The sequence below is a fragment of the Pseudomonas sihuiensis genome (assembly GCF_900106015.1).
Classification (GTDB): Bacteria; Pseudomonadota; Gammaproteobacteria; order Pseudomonadales; family Pseudomonadaceae; genus Aquipseudomonas; species Aquipseudomonas sihuiensis.
Genome location: NZ_LT629797.1, coordinates 1119677 through 1137298 on the forward strand (window position 1 = coordinate 1119677; position 17622 = coordinate 1137298).

Consider the following 17622-nt stretch of genomic DNA (forward strand, 5'->3'; position numbering starts at 1 on the left):
GCAACCAAGAACAAACGACTCCAAGAGAGCTCCCCGATGTCCATCGACTCCCGCCTGCCCAATTTCCGCAATCTGTCGCCCTCGAAACGACTCGACTACGTTCAGCAACTGATCGGTCTGTCTGCCGAGGACTCGGCCCTTCTCCGCGATGCCGGTGCACTGCCGATTGAAATCGCCGACGGCATGATCGAGAACGTGATCGGCACGTTCGAGTTGCCCTACGCACTGGCAAGCAACTTCCGCATCAACGGCAGGGATGTAGTGATTCCATTGGTGGTGGAGGAGCCTTCGGTGGTTGCCGCGGCTTCGTTCATGGCCAAGCTGGCGCGGCCGACTGGTGGTTTTCAGACCTCCAGCAGTGCGCCCCTGATGCGTGCTCAGGTACAGATCATTGGCGTCAGCGACCCCTACAATGCGCGGCTCAGCCTGCTGCGCAGCAAGGACGAGATCATCGCTCTGGCCAACAGCAAGGACCAGTTGCTGAACAGCCTGGGTGGCGGTTGTCGCGATATCGAGGTGCACACCTTCATCGATAGCCCGCGCGGGCCGATGCTGGTGGCTCACCTGATCGTCGACGTGCGCGATGCCATGGGCGCCAATACGGTCAATACCATGGCAGAGGCGGTGGCGCCGCTGATGGAGCAGCTCACCGGCGGCAAGGTGCGTTTGCGCATTCTCTCCAACCTCGCCGATCTGCGTCTGGCCCGCGCCCAGGTGCGTATTGCGCCGGAGCAGCTGGATACGCCGGCGTACAAGGGGGTCGAGGTCATCGAAGGGGTGATCGATGCCTATACCTTTGCGGCGATCGATCCCTACCGAGCGGCGACCCACAACAAGGGCATCATGAATGGCATCGATCCCCTGGTGGTGGCCACTGGCAACGATTGGCGGGCGGTGGAGGCCGGTGCTCATGCCTATGCCTGCCGCAATGGTCACTATGGTTCACTGACCACCTGGGAGAAGGACAGCCAAGGTCATCTGGTCGGAACCATTGAAATGCCCATGCCGCTGGGGTTGGTGGGCGGCGCCACCAAGACTCATCCCCTGGCGCAGTTGTCGCTGCGCATTCTGGGCGTCAAGAGTGCTCAGGAGCTGGGCGAAATTGCGGTCGCCGTGGGGTTGGCGCAGAACCTCGGGGCTCTGCGCGCCCTGGCCACCGAAGGCATTCAGCGCGGTCACATGGCCCTGCATGCGCGCAATGTCGCGCTGTCGGCCGGTGCCCGTGGCGATGAGGTGGACTGGCTGGTCAAGCGAATGGTCGAGGCGCGAGATGTGCGCGCCGACCGCGCGGAGGTTCTGCTGCGCGAAAAGCGTGCTCAATGACCATGGATGCGGTAAGGCTGGTAGAGGTCGGCGCACGCGACGGCCTGCAGAACGAGGCCCAGACGCTGCCGGTGGCGATACGCGTGGAGCTGATCGAGCGCCTGGTCGCAGCCGGGTTGCAAACTCTGGAGGCCGGTGCGTTCGTCTCGCCGCGCTGGGTTCCGCAGATGGCCGACTCCGATGAGGTGCTGCGACGGCTTCGGCAGCACCCGGGGGTGACCTACACGGCGCTGGTGCCCAATCTCCAGGGGCTGGATGCCGCGCTGGCGGCGGGCTGCAGGGAGGTCGCGGTTTTCGCGTCCGCATCCGAGTTGTTCTCGCAGCGGAACATCAACTGCTCCATCGATGAAAGCCTGCAGCGCTTCCAGCCTGTGCTTGCCAAGGCAGCAGAGCAGGGCGTGGCGGTACGCGGCTACGTGTCCTGCGTGCTTGGTTGTCCGTTCAGCGATGAAGTACCGATGGCTGATGTGGTTCGAGTTGCCCGTGAGCTGTATGCCATGGGCTGCTATGAGATCAGCCTGGGGGACACCATTGGCAGAGGTACGCCGGGGCGGGTCAGGCAGCTCATCGAGGCGTGCGCCAGCGAAGTGCCGGTCACGGCCCTGGCCGGGCACTTCCACGACACCTATGGCATGGCAGTGGCCAACGTTCAGGCGGCTCTGGACGCTGGCGTGCGTGTGTTCGACAGCTCGATCTCCGGGCTTGGCGGGTGTCCATATTCACCAGGTGCCACGGGTAACGTGGCAACCGAGGAACTGGTCTACCTGTTCCGTGAGCAGGGGTTGGCGACCGGTGTTGATCTTCCGGCGCTGCTCGAAGCGGGAGCCTTTATCGATGCCGCGCTGGGCAAGGCCTCGGCCTCGAGAGTGGCCACGGCTCTGCGCAGCAAGGCAGCCCGTCCGCGATGACGGTGCCGGAGGGCTGGTGATGACAGGCATGTGTCACGCCCAGTATCCCGACACCCCATAAACGACGACCTGGCGGTCGTCCATCCAAGCGCTTCCTCAATAACAACAAGAGCCCGCGAGGGCGAGGGACATCATGACTCAAGAACTTGCCAGGCCGGCCGCAACGCCGTCCGACGTCACGCGCGATACCAACAACCTCTATGAGGTGTGGGGCGACACCGTGGATTCCAGGCATCTCGTGCTGGCCATTCTGATCAGTGCAGTCGTCAGTCTCGGTACCTATGCATTGGCATTAGGGATTCTTGCCGACATCCTGGATTCGGCGCAGATGGCCAAGGCCTACGCCATGTTGTTCGGAATTCTGGGTTGCCTGGGTGGCGGTACGATCAGCGCCTTCCTGTTCAAACCCAAGCGCGATGTGGTCGAGCACGTGGCGGATCCCGCGTTTCGTGAGCAAGTGGTCAACGACCTGCTCAAGGAGTACGGCAGCCTTGGTCGCCTTGAGGAGACGTCGCCCGAGGTGATCGCCGAGCTGCGCGATCTGGGGCTCTACGAGCTATTTCGCGACGCTCAGCGGCGAGAGGAGGGAGCGCGTGAGTCTGCCGCTGACACCGAGGTGGATGAGCATGCATCCCTGCAGCCAAGTGGAGGGCGTTCGTGATGGAGGGGTTGCTCTACGAAATCCTGATGGCTCTGGCACTGGGTTTGTTCGGCGCGGTGTTGTTCTCCGCTATCGGTCTGGTCTCGGGAACCGATGAAACCACCACCCTGGCGCCCTTGACCATGTTGGTCGTGATGCTGGGTGCGCCGCCAGCCGGCATCCTCACCTTCTTTCTGGCCGGGGCGGTCGCCAAGCATATGACCCACGCCGTACCCACTGCGCTGTTGGGGATTCCCGGCGACACCATGGCGACTGCTCTGATCGGGGACGCCAACTACTTGCGCCGACTCGGCGTGCCCCACGTGGCCTTGCGCAAGATGATCACCGGCGGCGCGATGGCCGCTCTGATTGCAGTGCCGTTATCGGTGCTGTTCGCGGTGTTGCTGGCGCCATTCGGCGATGTGATCAAGCAGTTCGCTCCCTGGGTTTTCCTCTGTGCGGCCTTTGCCATCGCTTATTTCTCGGCCGGTCGCTGGGCCTCGGTGCTGGCGCTGCTGCCATTCGTGCTGGTCATCGTTGCCTTGCAGGCGTTGACGGCTCAGCACGACGTCAAGCTCGCCGTCAGCTATTTCCTCGGTATCGCAGTCGCGCCGCTGATCGCCTCGCTGTTCTCTCTGCTGGCGCCGGGCGAGCGCGAGAAGATGCGTCGCGATGGCTTTCGCGTCTTTTCCCTGGCTCCGGACATGAAGGGCTGGAAAGGCTACTTTCCCAATCCGTTTCGAGTGATCAACAAGCGTCAGAGACGCATGACCGCGATGGCTGCCAGTGTCACCAGTGCCACCTTCGTCTTCAGCCCCGTGGCCATGACCGTGATCATGGGCGAGGTGATCGGTGCCCGCATCAAGCAGGCATACGAGCGATTGACCACGGTGATCACTGCACGTAATGGCGTAACTGAGTCGACCTACATCGCGGAAGCGCTGATTCCCCTGATCGCCTTCGGCCTGCCGCTAAGCCCGGTAGCTGCCGGGCCGGCTGCGCCGCTGTTCAATGCACCGCCGCGTTTTACCGTCGACAGCGCGACAGGTGAGGTCAACAACCTGCACAACCTGCTGAACTACTGGGAGTTCTTCGGTTATGGCATGTTGGCGGTGTTTGTCGCCATCCTGATCGCTTATCCGTTTTCCATGAGCTTCGCCCACCGGGCGGCATCCTTCGTGTTCCGCAAGATCAGTCACGAGGCGGTGATCTCCACCTTCATCGGTCTGGCACTGGTCGTGGGTATCTGGGAGGGTGGCCTGCTCGGAGTGCTGGTGGTGGTCACCATCGGCTTGATTGGTGGCTTCCTCGGGCGCTTCCTGGGGTTCAACATCGGCGTGCAGTTCATGGGTTACTACACGGCGGTATTGAGCGTACCGGCTATGTTGGCCGTGTTGAGGTAAGCGACAACCTTGGGCGCAACGGTGTGCCTGGCGTTAGCGCAGCAGCTCCAGTGGTCCGCTGATGCCAGCCAGGTAGTCATCCACGCATTGCAGTACCAGCTCGCTGCGCCAGCGCTCGGGCTGGGTGGCCAACTCGTCGCGCGTCAACCAGGTGATGCCGCTGATGTCGCTATCCAGCTCGCGCTCGGGGTAATGGCGCACGGGGCGTGCGCTGAAGCACACGCGTTGATAGGTCACGCCATTACTTGGTGCGGTATAGAGGTAGATGCCGAGCAGGGCAGTGAGCTCGACGTCCCAGCCGGTTTCCTCGAGCGTCTCGCGCAGTGCGGCTTCGCGTAGCGATTCATTGGCTTCCAGGTGCCCGGCCGGTTGGTTGAGTACCAGGCGGCCGGCCTTGAACTCTTCGACGAAGAGGAAACGGCCATCATCTTCGATCACCGTGGCCACGGTGATATGGGGTTGCCACTCCATTTTTGGTGCTCCAAAAAACGATCAGCGTGCAGGATTCTGTAGGAGCGAGCTCTGCTCGCGAAAAACGGCTTCGCGAGCGGAGCTCGCTCCAACGGCGATTGTTCGCGTCTATAAATAAAGAACCCCGGCATAGGGCCGGGGTTCTTTTGACACTCAAGCCCTATCAGGCATTCAGTGCAGCCAGAGCGGCATTGAAGGTAGCGCTGGGGCGCATCACCTTGCTGGTCAGCTCGGGGTTGGAGCGGTAGTAGCCACCGATTTCGACCGGCTTGCCTTGTACGGCAGCCAGTTCGCCAACGATGGTCGCTTCCTGCTCGGTCAGTTGCTTGGCCAGCGGGGTGAAGCGGGCTTTCAGCTCGGCATCGTCATTCTGCTCGGCCAGGGCTTGTGCCCAGTACAGTGCCAGGTAGAAATGGCTGCCGCGGTTGTCGATCTCGCCGACCTTGCGCGCCGGGGACTTGTTGTTGTCCAGCAGCTTGCCGGTGGCCTGATCCAGGGTCTTGCCCAGTACCTTGGCCTTGGCGTTGTTGGTCTTGATGCCGGTTTCCTCAAGCGACACGGCCAGGGCCAGGAACTCGCCCAGGGAATCCCAGCGCAGGTAGTTCTCTTCGACCAGCTGCTGTACGTGCTTGGGTGCCGAGCCGCCGGCGCCGGTTTCGTACATGCCGCCGCCAGCCATCAGCGGCACGATGGACAGCATCTTGGCCGAGGTGCCCAGCTCCATGATCGGGAACAGGTCGGTCAGGTAGTCGCGCAGTACGTTGCCGGTCACCGAGATGGTGTCCTGGCCGCGAATCATGCGCTCCATGGAGACACGGATGGCTTCGTTGTAGCCCATCATGCGGATGTCCAGGCCGGTCAGGTCGTAATCCTTGAGGTACAGCTCGACCTTCTTCTGCAGCTCGCGGTCGTGGGCGCGCTCCGGGTCCAGCCAGAATATGGCAGGGGTGTTGGACTGACGAGCACGGGTAACGGCCAGCTTCACCCAGTCGCGAATCGGCGCGTCCTTGGTCTGGCAGGCGCGCCAGATGTCGCCGGCTTCGACCTGGTGCTGCATCAGCACGGTGCCGTCGGCAGCCACGACGCGCATGGTGCCGTCGGCGGTCATTTCGAAGGTCTTGTCGTGAGAGCCGTACTCTTCGGCTTTCTGCGCCATCAGGCCGACGTTCGGCACGGTGCCCATGGTGGTCGGGTCGAAGGCGCCGTTGGTTTTGCAGAAGTTGATCATTTCCTGATAGATGCGAGCGTAGGTGCTCTCAGGCATGACGGCCTTGGTGTCTTTCTGCTTGCCGTCCTTGCCCCACATCTGACCGGAGTTGCGGATCATTGCCGGCATCGAGGCGTCGACGATCACGTCGCTCGGAATGTGCAGGTTGGTAATGCCCTTGACCGAGTCGACCATGGCCATTTCCGGGCGATGGGCGTAGACCTCGTGGATGTCGTGGAGGATTTCTTCCTGCTGCGAGGCCGGCAGCGACTTGATCTTGTCGTAGACGCTGCTGATACCGTTGTTCGGGTTGACGCCCAGTTCCTTGAACAGTTCGCCGTACTTGTCGAACACGTCCTTGTAGTAAACGCTGACGGCGTGGCCGAAGACGATCGGGTGGGAGACCTTCATCATGGTCGCCTTGACGTGCAGGGACCACATTACGCCAGTTTCCTTGCAGTCCTGCAGGGTCTTCTCGAAGAAGTCACGCAGCTTGCGGCAGCTCATGAACATGCTGTCGAACACTTCGCCTTCCTGCAGGGCGAGTTGTTTCTTGACCTCGACCTTGCCGTCCTTGCCGACGAACTCGATGCGCACGTCACCAGCCTTGGCCATGGTGATCGACTGCTCGCTGGAGAAGAAGTCGCCGCCGCGCATGTAGTCGGCGTGGGACTGCGAAGCCATGCTCCACTTGCCCATGCTGTGCGGGTGCTTGCGTGCATAGGCCTTGACCGCGGCCGGGGCGCGGCGGTCGGAGTTGCCTTCGCGCAGAACCGGGTTCACGGCGCTGCCCAGGATTTTGGCGTAGCGGCCGCGAACTTCTTTGTCTTCGTCGCTCTGCGGATCTTCCGGGAAGTCCGGAATGTTATAGCCCTGAGCCTGCAGCTCGGCGATGGCTGCCTTGAGCTGAGGTACGGAGGCACTAATGTTCGGCAGTTTGATGATGTTGGCGTCCGGCTGCAGAGTCAGCTCGGCCAGTTTGGCCAGGTCGTCATCGATGCGCTTGTCGGCGTCCAGGCGGTCGGCAAAGCTTGCCAGGATCCGTCCAGCAAGAGAGATGTCGCGGGTTTCAACGGAGATGTCAGCCGAGGCGGCAAAGGCTTCTACAATTGGCAGAAGCGAATAGGTAGCGAGGGCCGGAGCTTCGTCGGTGAAGGTGTAGATGATCTTCGAAGGGGTGGACATTTAGGGTTAACTCTCTTCTTTGCTGAGCGCGCATAGAAACTCGACCTGCGCGGGTAGGCGCTTGAGCCCCATGATGGCGGGGCCGGGTCGAGGACTCGCCGCGGTGATGTTGGATGCACCCGTAGAGTGTCGAGCATTTCGAGCCGGCAGACAGTGGTGGCCGTTTACCGGTTTCAAGAGGTTGCTGCCTGGTTCCAGACAGGTCGCCCCTTATGACTCGTTAGTCACCTAAGCAGTATACCACTGCGACACCTCGCCACAGAATGCCCAGTTGAATAAGACCTTTGCACATGTGTCTCCGCGAGCGGTTTGCGCTACTCTCGGGGATGCACACTGTCTAACCACAAGATGGAGTCCAGCATGGGATACCAAAAGATCCAGGTGCCAGCCAGCGGTGACAAAATCACCGTCAACGCCGATATGTCGCTGACTGTTCCGAACAACCCGATCATCCCGTTCATCGAGGGTGATGGTATTGGCGTCGATATTTCTCCGGTGATGATCAAGGTCGTCGACGCTGCTGTCGAAAAAGCTTATGGCGGCGCTCGCAAGATCTCCTGGATGGAAGTTTACGCCGGCGAGAAAGCTACCCAGGTTTACGACCAGGACACCTGGCTGCCGAAAGAAACCCTCGAAGCTGTACGTGATTACGTGGTTTCGATCAAAGGTCCGCTGACCACGCCTGTTGGTGGCGGCATTCGCTCACTTAACGTGGCCTTGCGTCAGGAGCTCGATCTCTATGTCTGCCTGCGCCCAGTGCGCTGGTTCGAAGGCGTGCCAAGCCCGGTGAAGAAGCCGGGTGACGTGGACATGGTGATCTTCCGCGAGAACTCCGAGGACATTTACGCTGGTGTCGAGTGGAAAGCCGGCAGCCCCGAAGCCGAGAAGGTCATCAAATTCCTCACCGAGGAAATGGGTGTCAAGAAGATCCGCTTCACCGATATGTGCGGCATCGGCATCAAGCCGGTTTCCGAGGCGGGTACCAAGCGCCTGGTGCGCAAGGCGCTGCAGTACGCCGTGGACAACGATCGCAGCTCGGTGACCCTGGTGCACAAAGGCAACATCATGAAGTTCACCGAAGGTGCCTTCAAGGAATGGGGCTACGAGATCGCTCGTGAGGAGTTCGGCGCCGAGCTGCTCGACGGCGGCCCTTGGATGCAGTTCAAGAATCCGCGCACCGGCAAGAACATCGTGGTCAAGGATGTGATCGCCGACGCCATGCTGCAGCAGATTCTGCTGCGTCCGGCCGAGTATGACGTGATTGCCACCCTCAACCTCAACGGTGACTACCTCTCCGACGCACTGGCTGCGGAAGTCGGCGGCATCGGCATCGCGCCCGGCGCCAACCTGTCCGATTCGGTGGCCATGTTCGAGGCGACTCATGGCACGGCGCCCAAATATGCCGGTCAGGACAAGGTCAACCCGGGGTCGGTCATTCTCTCTGCCGAGATGATGCTGCGTCACATGGGTTGGGCCGAAGCTGCCGATCTGATCATCAAGGGCACCAACGGCGCCATCGCCGCCAAGACCGTGACCTATGACTTCGAGCGTCTGATGGAGGGTGCGAAGCTGATGTCGTGCTCCGAGTTCGGTGATGCGATGATCAGCCATATGTGATCAGTTCACTGAACCAATAGCGTGAAAAAGGCCGGTCACATGACCGGCCTTTTTGTGCTCAGCACATCCATGTGCTTCACCCCTTCGGGGTTTGCGCGCAAAAACGCTCCCGGCGTTTTTGTGGCGGCAGGGGACTCAGACTTCGACAGTGCTCGCGATATTTTGCGCCTGGGGTACGGCCACGGGGGCGTCCTGGTTGGCGGTAACCGCGCTGATATTGATGGCATGCAGTCCTTTGGGGCCTTGCACGATCTCGAAGCGGACCGGCTGGCCGGCCTTGAGTGTCTTGTAACCTTCCATCTGGATGGCCGAGTAGTGGGCGAACAGGTCCTCATCTCGGCCGTCGGCCAGGATGAATCCATAGCCTTTGGCGTTGTTGAACCACTTGACCTTACCGCTGAGCATGCTGATATCCCTCTGCAAAGGACTCCATCTCTGGAGTATCATCCACTTCGATTCCGCGCGTTAACCGACCAGGCTGGGCGAAAGCGTGGAATCCCTGATACCCACCAGTGGGTATTCATTTGTTGTAACACCCTTTTGCCGTTAGTCAAGGCTATACGGCGGATGGCTGAGAACTCAGTCAAACTCCCTCTAGCATCCCCATTCGCCCGGCCTTGAACCTCTGATTTCAGCATGCATGCAAGTAGCCAGATTCGACTAACATTCAATCAGGATCACCCGGCAGAGCATGAGGATGACTCCTCTGGTATCGCTGTTCAGGAATCCAAGCCAGCATTGCAGGCACCACCGATGTACAAGGTGGTCTTATTCAATGACGACTACACCCCGATGGATTTCGTCGTCGAAGTGCTCGAAACGTTTTTCGGCATGAACCGGGAGCTGGCGACCAAGATCATGCTGGCCGTCCATACAGAAGGGCGTGCGGTATGTGGTGTGTACACCCGCGATATTGCGGAGACCAAGGCAATGCAGGTCAACCAATACGCGCGAGAGAGCCAGCATCCGCTACTCTGTGAAATAGAGAAGGACGGTTAACGCCGGCCACTTGGGTATGAGGTGAAGCTATGTTGAATCGAGAGCTCGAAGTCACCCTCAATCTGGCTTTCAAGGAGGCCCGTGCCAAGCGTCATGAATTCATGACGGTCGAGCACCTATTACTCGCCTTGCTGGATAACGAGGCAGCTGCCAGTGTGCTGCGGGCTTGTGGGGCCAACCTCGACAAGCTGCGCCATGATTTGCAGGAGTTTATCGACTCCACCACGCCGCTGATTCCTCAGCACGATGAAGATCGCGAAACCCAGCCGACTCTGGGCTTCCAGCGCGTTCTGCAGCGTGCTGTTTTCCATGTGCAGAGCTCCGGCAAGCGTGAGGTGACCGGCGCCAACGTGCTGGTTGCGATCTTCAGTGAGCAGGAAAGTCAGGCCGTGTTTCTGCTCAAGCAGCAGAGCGTGGCCCGCATTGATGTGGTCAATTACATCGCCCACGGTATCTCCAAGGTGCCTGGGCATGGCGATCACCATGAGAATGATCAGGATATGCAGGATGATGAGGGTGGCGAGTCCTCCGCTTCCGGCAATCCGCTGGATGCCTATGCCAGCAACCTCAACGAACTGGCTCGTCAGGGACGTATCGATCCACTGGTCGGGCGCGAGCATGAAGTCGAGCGCGTTGCGCAGATTCTCGCTCGCCGGCGCAAGAACAACCCGCTGCTGGTAGGCGAGGCCGGTGTCGGCAAGACCGCCATCGCCGAAGGCCTGGCCAAGCGTATCGTCGACGAGCAGGTACCCGACCTGCTGGCTGACAGCGTTGTGTATTCGCTGGATCTTGGTGCGCTGCTCGCGGGCACCAAATATCGCGGCGACTTCGAGAAGCGCTTCAAGGCGCTGCTCAACGAGCTGCGCAAGCGCCCGCACGCCATCCTCTTCATCGACGAGATCCACACCATCATTGGTGCCGGCGCGGCGTCGGGTGGGGTCATGGATGCATCCAACCTGCTCAAGCCAATGCTGTCCTCGGGTGAGATTCGCTGCATAGGCTCCACCACCTTCCAGGAATTCCGCGGCATCTTCGAGAAAGATCGCGCATTGGCGCGGCGCTTCCAGAAGGTCGACGTGGTCGAGCCTTCGGTGGACGACACCTACGGCATCCTCAAGGGGCTCAAGGCGCGCTTCGAGCAGCACCACCACATCGAATACAGTGACGAAGCCCTGCGTGCAGCGGCCGAGTTGGCTGCGCGCTACATCAACGACCGTCATATGCCGGACAAGGCCATCGACGTGATCGACGAGGCGGGGGCTTACCAGCGCCTGCAGCCGGAAGAGAAGCGTGTGGCGCGTATCGAGGTTGCGCAGGTCGAGGACATCGTGGCCAAGATCGCGCGAATTCCGCCGAAGCACGTATCCAGCTCCGACAAGGAGTTGCTGCGTAATCTGGAGCGCGACCTCAAGCTCACCGTATTCGGTCAGGACGCTGCAATCGACTCGCTGGCCACCGCGATCAAGCTGTCGCGTGCGGGCCTCAAGGCACCGGACAAGCCTGTCGGTTCCTTCCTGTTCGCCGGTCCTACTGGCGTGGGCAAGACCGAGGCTGCACGGCAGTTGGCCAAGGCCATGGGTATCGAGCTGGTGCGCTTCGATATGTCCGAGTACATGGAGCGCCACACGGTGTCGCGCCTGATCGGTGCGCCGCCCGGTTACGTCGGTTTCGATCAGGGAGGTCTGCTGACCGAAGCGATCACCAAGCAACCGCACTGCGTGCTGCTGCTCGACGAGATCGAGAAGGCGCACCCGGAGGTCTTCAATCTACTGCTGCAGGTCATGGACCACGGTACGCTGACTGACAACAACGGGCGCAAGGCGGACTTCCGCAACGTGATAGTGATCATGACCACCAACGCCGGTGCGGAAACCGCTTCACGTGCGTCGATCGGTTTCACCCAGCAGGATCACTCCACCGATGCCATGGAAGTCATCAAGAAGAGCTTCACGCCAGAGTTCCGCAACCGCCTGGACACCATCATCCAGTTTGGCCGCCTGAGTCACGAGACCATCAAGAGTATCGTCGACAAGTTCCTCACCGAACTGCAGGCGCAACTGGAGGACAAGCGCGTCACGCTGGAAGTCAGCGATGCGGCGCGCGGCTGGCTGGCCGAGCGTGGTTACGATGTGCTGATGGGGGCGCGGCCGATGGCGCGTTTGATCCAGGACAAGATCAAGCGTCCGCTGGCAGAGGAAATCCTCTTTGGCGAGCTGGCCGAGCATGGCGGCGTGGTACACATCGACATCAAGGATGGCGAGCCCAGCTTCGAGTTCGAGACGGCGGCAGAGGTCGCCTGATCGAATGGCATCAGGTTCACCGAAAGCTTTGATGGCTTTCGGTGAGCCAACGAAAACGCCCGGCATATGCCGGGCGTTTTCGTTTGGTGCTTGGCTTAACGGGCGCGGTAGGTGATACGGCCCTTGCTCAAGTCATAAGGTGTCAGCTCAACGCGCACCTTGTCACCAGTGAGAATGCGGATGTAGTTCTTGCGCATCTTGCCGGAGATGTGCGCGGTAACGACGTGCCCGTTTTCCAACTCCACGCGGAACATGGTGTTGGGCAGGGTGTCGACGACAGTGCCTTCCATTTCGAAGCTGTCTTCTTTCGACATGCAGTAAAGCCCTCGGTATCCAGGAAATGGCCCGGTGCAACTGGCGCCAGGCAAAAGCGGCGTGCATTGTGCCCGAAAACAGGGTGCTGCGCCAAGTGGCTTGGATTGTCGAGCTTGCCGGGTGGCTGGCAGAGGAGCTAGGTAAGCAGTGTCCAGCGCTGATTGACGAAGAGTTCGATCGGGCGGTACTGGGTTTTGTAGTTCATTTTTCGACAGTTTTTGATCCAGTAGCCGAGATAGACGGCCTCCAGCCCCAGGCGCTCGGCCTCGCCGATTTGCCAGAGGATGGCGAATCGCCCCAGGCTGCGGCGTTCTTCGGTGGGGTCATAGAAGGTATAAACCGCTGACAGGCCGTTTGGTAGAACGTCGGTGACCGCGATGGCGACCAATCTGCCCTGTAGGCGAAACTCGTAGAAGCGTGAGAATGGCAGGTCGCGAGTCAGAAAGGTCGAGAACTGGTCGCGACTCGGTGGATACATGTCGCCGTCGGCGTGACGTTGCTCGATGTAACGCACATAGAGCGCGTAATACTCTTCAGTGAACGCCGGGCGCACGCAACGAACGACGATGTCTTCATTGCGCTTGAGGATGCGCCGTTGCTGGCGGTTCGGCGTGAAGCGCGCAGCCGGAATGCGGGCAGGGATGCAGGCGGTGCATTGCTGGCAATGTGGGCGGTAGAGGTGGTCGCCGCTGCGGCGAAAGCCCATTTCTGAAAGTTCTGCGTAGACCAACACATCCATGGGCTGACTGGGATCGAGAAACAGGGTGGTGGCCTGCTCCTCCGGCAGATAGCTGCATGGATGTGGTTGAGTGGCGTAGAACTTCAGGCGGGCCAGCTCGGTCATGGCGATGTCTCGGGAAAGCCTGCTAAAGAGTGTATGCCAGGCTGAGGCGCTCGACTAGGCGAGCCAATCTGCTCCGTTGGGCAGATCGAGATGGCGCTGCAGGTATTCGGCGAAGCTGGCGCGCGATATGGCTCTGGCGCCGAAGCTGTGCAGGTGCTGCGTGGGCATCTGGCAATCGATGAGGACGAAGCCCCAGTCGCGCAGCTTGCCGACCAGCGTGGCGAAACCGACTTTGGAGGCATTGTCGGCGCGACTGAACATCGATTCGCCAAAAAACAGCTGGCCCATGGCCAGGCCGTAAAGCCCGCCGACCAGTTCGTGCCCATTCCAGACCTCCACGGAGTGGGCGGTGCCGCGCTGATGCAGCTGCAGGTAAGCCTCCTGCATGCCGCGGGTAATCCAGGTCCCATCGGCGTAGGCGCGTGGCTCGGCGCAGGCCTGTATGACGGCGGCGAAGTTCTGGTCGAAGGTGACGCGATAATGCTGCTGGCGCAGCAGTTTGGCCAGGCTGCGGGAAACATGCAGCTCATCAGGGAACAGAACGGTGCGCGGATCGGGCGACCACCAGAGAATTGGCTGGCCATCCTGAAACCAGGGAAAGCAGCCATGTCGATAGGCGCTGATCAGGCGGTCGGCGCTCAGATCGCCGCCAGCGGCCAGCAGGCCATTAGGCTCGCGCATGGCTTTAGCCAATGGCGGGAACTGCAGTGAGTCGCGTTGCAGCCAGGTGAGCATGTGCGCTTGTCCAGCGGAGGAGGGGAGGGCGAGCGGAGGTGCTCGCCCTTGTCCATCAGTTGCCGTCGAGAAACTTCTCGACATCCAGCGCGGCCATGCAGCCGGCGCCAGCGGAGGTAATGGCCTGACGGTAGATGTGATCGGCCACGTCGCCGGCGGCGAACACACCTTCGATGCTGGTAGCGGTGGCATTGCCTTCGCTGCCGCCTTTGATCTTCAGGTAGCCGTCATGCATGTCCAACTGGCCGACGAACAGCTCGGTGTTGGGCTTGTGGCCGATGGCGATGAACACGCCAGCCAGGGCCAGCTCCTTGGTGCTACCGTCGAGGGTGCTTCTCAGGCGCATGCCGGTCACGCCGCTCTGGTCGCCCAGCACTTCGTCCAGGGTGTGATTCCAGTGCAGGCGCATGTTGCCGTTCTCGACCTTGTCGAACAGCTTGTCCTGCAGGATCTTCTCCGAGCGCAGTTTGTCGCGGCGGTGCACCAGGTGCACTTCCTTGGCGATGTTCGACAGGTACAGTGCCTCTTCCACTGCGGTGTTGCCGCCGCCTATCACAGCCACCACCTGGTTGCGATAGAAGAAGCCGTCGCAGGTGGCGCAGGCGGAGACGCCCTTGCCGGAGAATGCCTCTTCCGATGGCAGGCCAAGGTACTGGGCGCTGGCGCCAGTGGCGATGATCAGTGCATCGCAGCTGTAAGTGCCGCTGTCGCCCTTGAGCACGAAGGGGCGGCTCTGCAACTCGGCGGTATGAATGTGGTCGTAGATGATCTCGGTGTCGAAGCGCTCGGCGTGTTTCTGCATGCGCTCCATCAGCGCCGGGCCGGTGAGACCTTCGACGTCACCCGGCCAGTTGTCCACTTCGGTGGTGGTGGTGAGCTGACCGCCAGGCTGGATGCCGGTGATGACCACGGGCTTGAGGTTGGCGCGCGCGGCATAAACGGCGGCGCTATAACCGGCAGGGCCGGAACCCAGGATGATCAGGCGGGAATGCTTGACTTCGCTCATAAAAAAACCCCATAAGCCTTTGTCACAAAAGAGAATGCGTGCTCCAATTGAGCCGCATGGAAGCTGCTGGCGGCTATGCTACACCGAAGCGGGGTGGGTGCGGGAGCTTGGCAATTGGCCTGGGCGTCAGGCTGGCCCTACAATAGGCCGCTTCGCGGTTAACCATCAGATGGACGCGCCAAGGGCGCAGGAAATGGCTGTTTTGAAGAATTCCACCACCCAGATTACCGACTGGCGTCAGAAGCTTCAGTACCGACTGAAGGAAGGCGCGTTGATCGCCCTGGGCGCTATGTGCCTGTACCTGCTGATGGCACTGTTGACCTATAACGTTGCCGACCCGGCGTGGGACAACAGCGTGCAGGTCGAACGCATCATGAATGCCGGTGGCAGCATCGGCGCCTGGCTCTCCAGCGCACTGTTCGGCGCGCTGGGTTACTTCGCCTACATCTTCCCGCTCCTGCTGGCCGCCAAGACCTGGCAGGTGTTTCGCACCCGCAATCAACCCTGGCACTGGAACGGCTGGCTGTTTTCCTGGCATAGCATCGGCCTGGTCTTCCTGATTCTTTCCGGTGCTGCGCTGGGCGATATTCATTTTGCAGCGGCCGCCGGCATGCAGGGCTCCGGTGGTGGCATGCTCGGTGCCAGCCTGGGTGATTTGGCCGTGCATGCGCTGAACGTGCAGGGCAGTACCCTGGTATTCCTGGCACTGTTTCTGTTTGGTTTGACCGTCTTCACCGATCTGTCCTGGTTCCGTGTGATGGACCTGACCGGCAAGATCACCCTCGACCTGATCGAGCTGATTCACGGCGCCATCACCGGCTGGTGGAATGCCCGTAGCGAGCGCAAGCAGATGAAGATTCAGCTGCGCGAGCTGGATGAGCGGGTCACCGAAGTGGCTGCGCCAGTGGTTTCGGATCGCCGTGAGCAAGCTAAGGTTAAGGAGCGTCTGCTCGAACGCGAAGAGTCGCTGAGCAAGCACATGAGCGAGCGCGAGAAGCGCCCCGCACCGGTAATTGCGCCGCCGCCCGTGGCCAAGGCGCCAGAACCGAGCAAGCGCGTGCAGAAGGAAAAGCAGGCGCCGCTGTTCGTCGACAGCGCGGTGGAAGGCACCTTGCCGCCGATTTCCCTGCTCGACCCGGCGGAAGCCAAGAAGGTCGAGTACTCGCCGGAATCGCTCAAGGGCGTTGGCCATCTGCTGGAAATCAAACTCAAGGAATTCGGTGTCGAGGTCGCGGTGGATTCGATCCATCCTGGCCCGGTGATCACCCGCTACGAAATCCAGCCGGCCGCAGGGGTCAAGGTAAGCCGTATTGCCAACCTGGCCAAGGACCTGGCGCGTTCGCTGGCCGTGACCAGCGTGCGGGTCGTGGAAGTCATTCCCGGAAAGACCACCGTCGGTATCGAGATCCCCAACGAGAATCGTCAGATCGTGCGTTTCTCCGAAGTGCTGTCGACGCCCGAATATGATGACGCCAAGTCGCCGGTGACCCTGGCCCTGGGCCATGACATCGGCGGCAAGCCGGTGATTACCGATCTGGCCAAGATGCCGCACCTGCTGGTGGCCGGTACCACCGGTTCCGGTAAGTCGGTGGGCGTGAATGCGATGATTCTGTCGATTCTGTTCAAGTCGAGCCCGGAAGACGCCAAGCTGATCATGATCGACCCGAAAATGCTCGAGTTGTCGATCTACGAAGGCATTCCGCACCTGCTTTGCCCGGTCGTCACCGACATGAAGGAAGCGGCCAACGCCCTGCGCTGGAGCGTTGCCGAGATGGAACGCCGCTACAAGCTGATGTCGAAGATGGGCGTGCGCAACCTGGCGGGCTTCAACCGCAAGGTCAAGGATGCCATCGAGGCTGGCGAGCCGTTGTCCGATCCGCTGTTCCGTCGCGAAAGCATGGAAGACGAAGCGCCGCTGCTCAAACCACTGCCGACCATCGTCGTGGTGGTCGATGAATTCGCTGACATGATGATGATCGTCGGCAAGAAGGTCGAAGAGCTGATCGCGCGTATCGCGCAGAAGGCGCGTGCGGCAGGTATTCACCTGATCCTCGCCACCCAGCGCCCGTCGGTGGACGTGATCACTGGCCTGATCAAGGCCAACATCCCGACCCGCATGGCGTTCCAGGTATCGAGCAAGATCGACTCGCGCACCATCATCGACCAGGGCGGTGCCGAGCAGTTGCTCGGCCACGGTGACATGCTCTACATGCCGCCGGGCACCAGCTTGCCGATTCGTGTTCACGGCGCCTTCGTCTCGGACGATGAAGTGCACCGTGTAGTCGAAGCCTGGAAGCTGCGTGGTGCGCCGGATTACAACGAAGACATTCTCGCCGGGGCCGAAGAGGGTGGCGGCAGCTTCGAAGGTGGTGGTGGTGAAGGCGGTGAGGGCAGCGAGGAAGACCCGCTGTACGACGAGGCCGTCAACTTCGTGCTGGAAAGCCGCCGTGCCTCCATTTCCGCCGTGCAGCGCAAGCTGAAGATCGGCTACAACCGCGCCGCACGGATGATCGAGGCGATGGAAATGGCCGGCGTGGTCAGCTCGATGAATACCAACGGTTCACGCGAGGTACTCGCGCCCGGTTCATCTCGTGACTGAGTGTTGCGTCTCGCGGATGAACCGCTGAATTCGCGGTCTACAGGATTCACGGCAGCCCAGGTGCTGCCGA

At 60.9% G+C, this 17622-nt stretch carries 15 protein-coding genes; 8 read left to right on the top strand and 7 right to left on the bottom strand.

Going from position 1 to position 17622, the window contains the following annotated elements; all coding sequences use genetic code 11:
* The first annotated feature begins 36 nt into the window (after positions 1-36).
* The 4 genes from BLT86_RS05325 (at position 37) to BLT86_RS05340 (ending at position 4274) form a co-directional block, all read left to right on the top strand.
* Entirely contained in the window at positions 37-1323 is a 1287-nt protein-coding gene (locus BLT86_RS05325; protein ID WP_017677074.1) for a hydroxymethylglutaryl-CoA reductase, degradative, read from the top strand.
* A complete protein-coding gene (locus BLT86_RS05330; RefSeq protein WP_092375193.1) occupies positions 1320-2231 on the top strand; it encodes a hydroxymethylglutaryl-CoA lyase in 912 nt (303 codons plus the stop codon). The genes BLT86_RS05325 and BLT86_RS05330 overlap by 4 nt, the downstream gene beginning before the upstream one ends.
* 133 nt (positions 2232-2364) lie before the next feature.
* On the top strand, positions 2365-2892 hold the full coding sequence (locus BLT86_RS05335; RefSeq protein ID WP_052716904.1) for a hypothetical protein: 528 nt from the start codon (positions 2365-2367) through the stop codon (positions 2890-2892).
* Positions 2892-4274, top strand: a complete 1383-nt coding sequence (locus BLT86_RS05340; RefSeq protein WP_021489182.1) for a tripartite tricarboxylate transporter permease — start codon at positions 2892-2894, stop codon at positions 4272-4274. Before BLT86_RS05335 ends, BLT86_RS05340 begins: the two co-directional genes overlap by 1 nt.
* Before the next feature lie 33 nt (positions 4275-4307).
* On the opposite strand, the gene BLT86_RS05345 is transcribed toward BLT86_RS05340, so the two are convergent.
* Entirely contained in the window at positions 4308-4745 is a 438-nt protein-coding gene (locus BLT86_RS05345) for an NUDIX hydrolase (protein WP_092375195.1), read from the bottom strand.
* 163 nt (positions 4746-4908) lie between these two features.
* The gene (locus tag BLT86_RS05350; protein ID WP_092375198.1) at positions 4909-7137 is read right to left on the bottom strand and encodes an NADP-dependent isocitrate dehydrogenase; all 2229 of its coding nucleotides are present in this window, start codon (positions 7135-7137) and stop codon (positions 4909-4911) included.
* Between the two features lie 360 nt (positions 7138-7497).
* Here BLT86_RS05350 and icd point away from each other — a divergent pair, with 360 nt between their 5' ends.
* Complete coding sequence (gene icd, locus BLT86_RS05355; RefSeq protein WP_092375201.1) at positions 7498-8754, top strand: NADP-dependent isocitrate dehydrogenase; 1257 nt, start codon at positions 7498-7500, stop codon at positions 8752-8754.
* Between the two features lie 135 nt (positions 8755-8889).
* On the opposite strand, the gene cspD is transcribed toward icd, so the two are convergent.
* Positions 8890-9159 (bottom strand): cold shock domain-containing protein CspD, encoded by a 270-nt coding sequence (gene cspD, locus BLT86_RS05360; protein WP_092375204.1) that lies wholly within the window; start codon positions 9157-9159, stop codon positions 8890-8892.
* A gap of 231 nt (positions 9160-9390) precedes the next feature.
* Here cspD and clpS point away from each other — a divergent pair, with 231 nt between their 5' ends.
* Together clpS and clpA are read left to right on the top strand one after the other, a co-directional pair.
* Entirely contained in the window at positions 9391-9753 is a 363-nt protein-coding gene (gene clpS, locus BLT86_RS05365; protein WP_003460431.1) for an ATP-dependent Clp protease adapter ClpS, read from the top strand.
* 29 nt (positions 9754-9782) lie between these two features.
* Entirely contained in the window at positions 9783-12053 is a 2271-nt protein-coding gene (clpA, locus tag BLT86_RS05370; protein ID WP_092375208.1) for an ATP-dependent Clp protease ATP-binding subunit ClpA, read from the top strand.
* 95 nt (positions 12054-12148) lie between these two features.
* On the opposite strand, the gene infA is transcribed toward clpA, so the two are convergent.
* From infA to trxB, 4 genes are all read right to left on the bottom strand, one after another.
* A complete protein-coding gene (infA, locus tag BLT86_RS05375) occupies positions 12149-12367 on the bottom strand; it encodes a translation initiation factor IF-1 (RefSeq protein WP_002553999.1) in 219 nt (72 codons plus the stop codon).
* Positions 12368-12504: 137 nt separating this feature from the next.
* Positions 12505-13212, bottom strand: coding sequence for an arginyltransferase (locus BLT86_RS05380; protein ID WP_092375211.1), 708 nt, complete (start codon positions 13210-13212; stop codon positions 12505-12507).
* 54 nt (positions 13213-13266) lie between these two features.
* The gene (aat, locus tag BLT86_RS05385; RefSeq protein ID WP_092375213.1) at positions 13267-13947 is read right to left on the bottom strand and encodes a leucyl/phenylalanyl-tRNA--protein transferase; all 681 of its coding nucleotides are present in this window, start codon (positions 13945-13947) and stop codon (positions 13267-13269) included.
* Between the two features lie 55 nt (positions 13948-14002).
* Positions 14003-14953 carry a thioredoxin-disulfide reductase gene (gene trxB, locus BLT86_RS05390; protein ID WP_017677062.1) on the bottom strand — a complete coding sequence of 317 codons (951 nt, stop codon included), beginning with the start codon at positions 14951-14953 and terminating at the stop codon, positions 14003-14005.
* Positions 14954-15146: 193 nt separating this feature from the next.
* On the opposite strand from trxB, the gene ftsK reads away from it, so the two are divergent.
* Positions 15147-17552, top strand: coding sequence for a DNA translocase FtsK (gene ftsK, locus BLT86_RS05395; RefSeq protein ID WP_370731136.1), 2406 nt, complete (start codon positions 15147-15149; stop codon positions 17550-17552).
* The last annotated feature ends 70 nt before the right edge of the window (positions 17553-17622 follow it).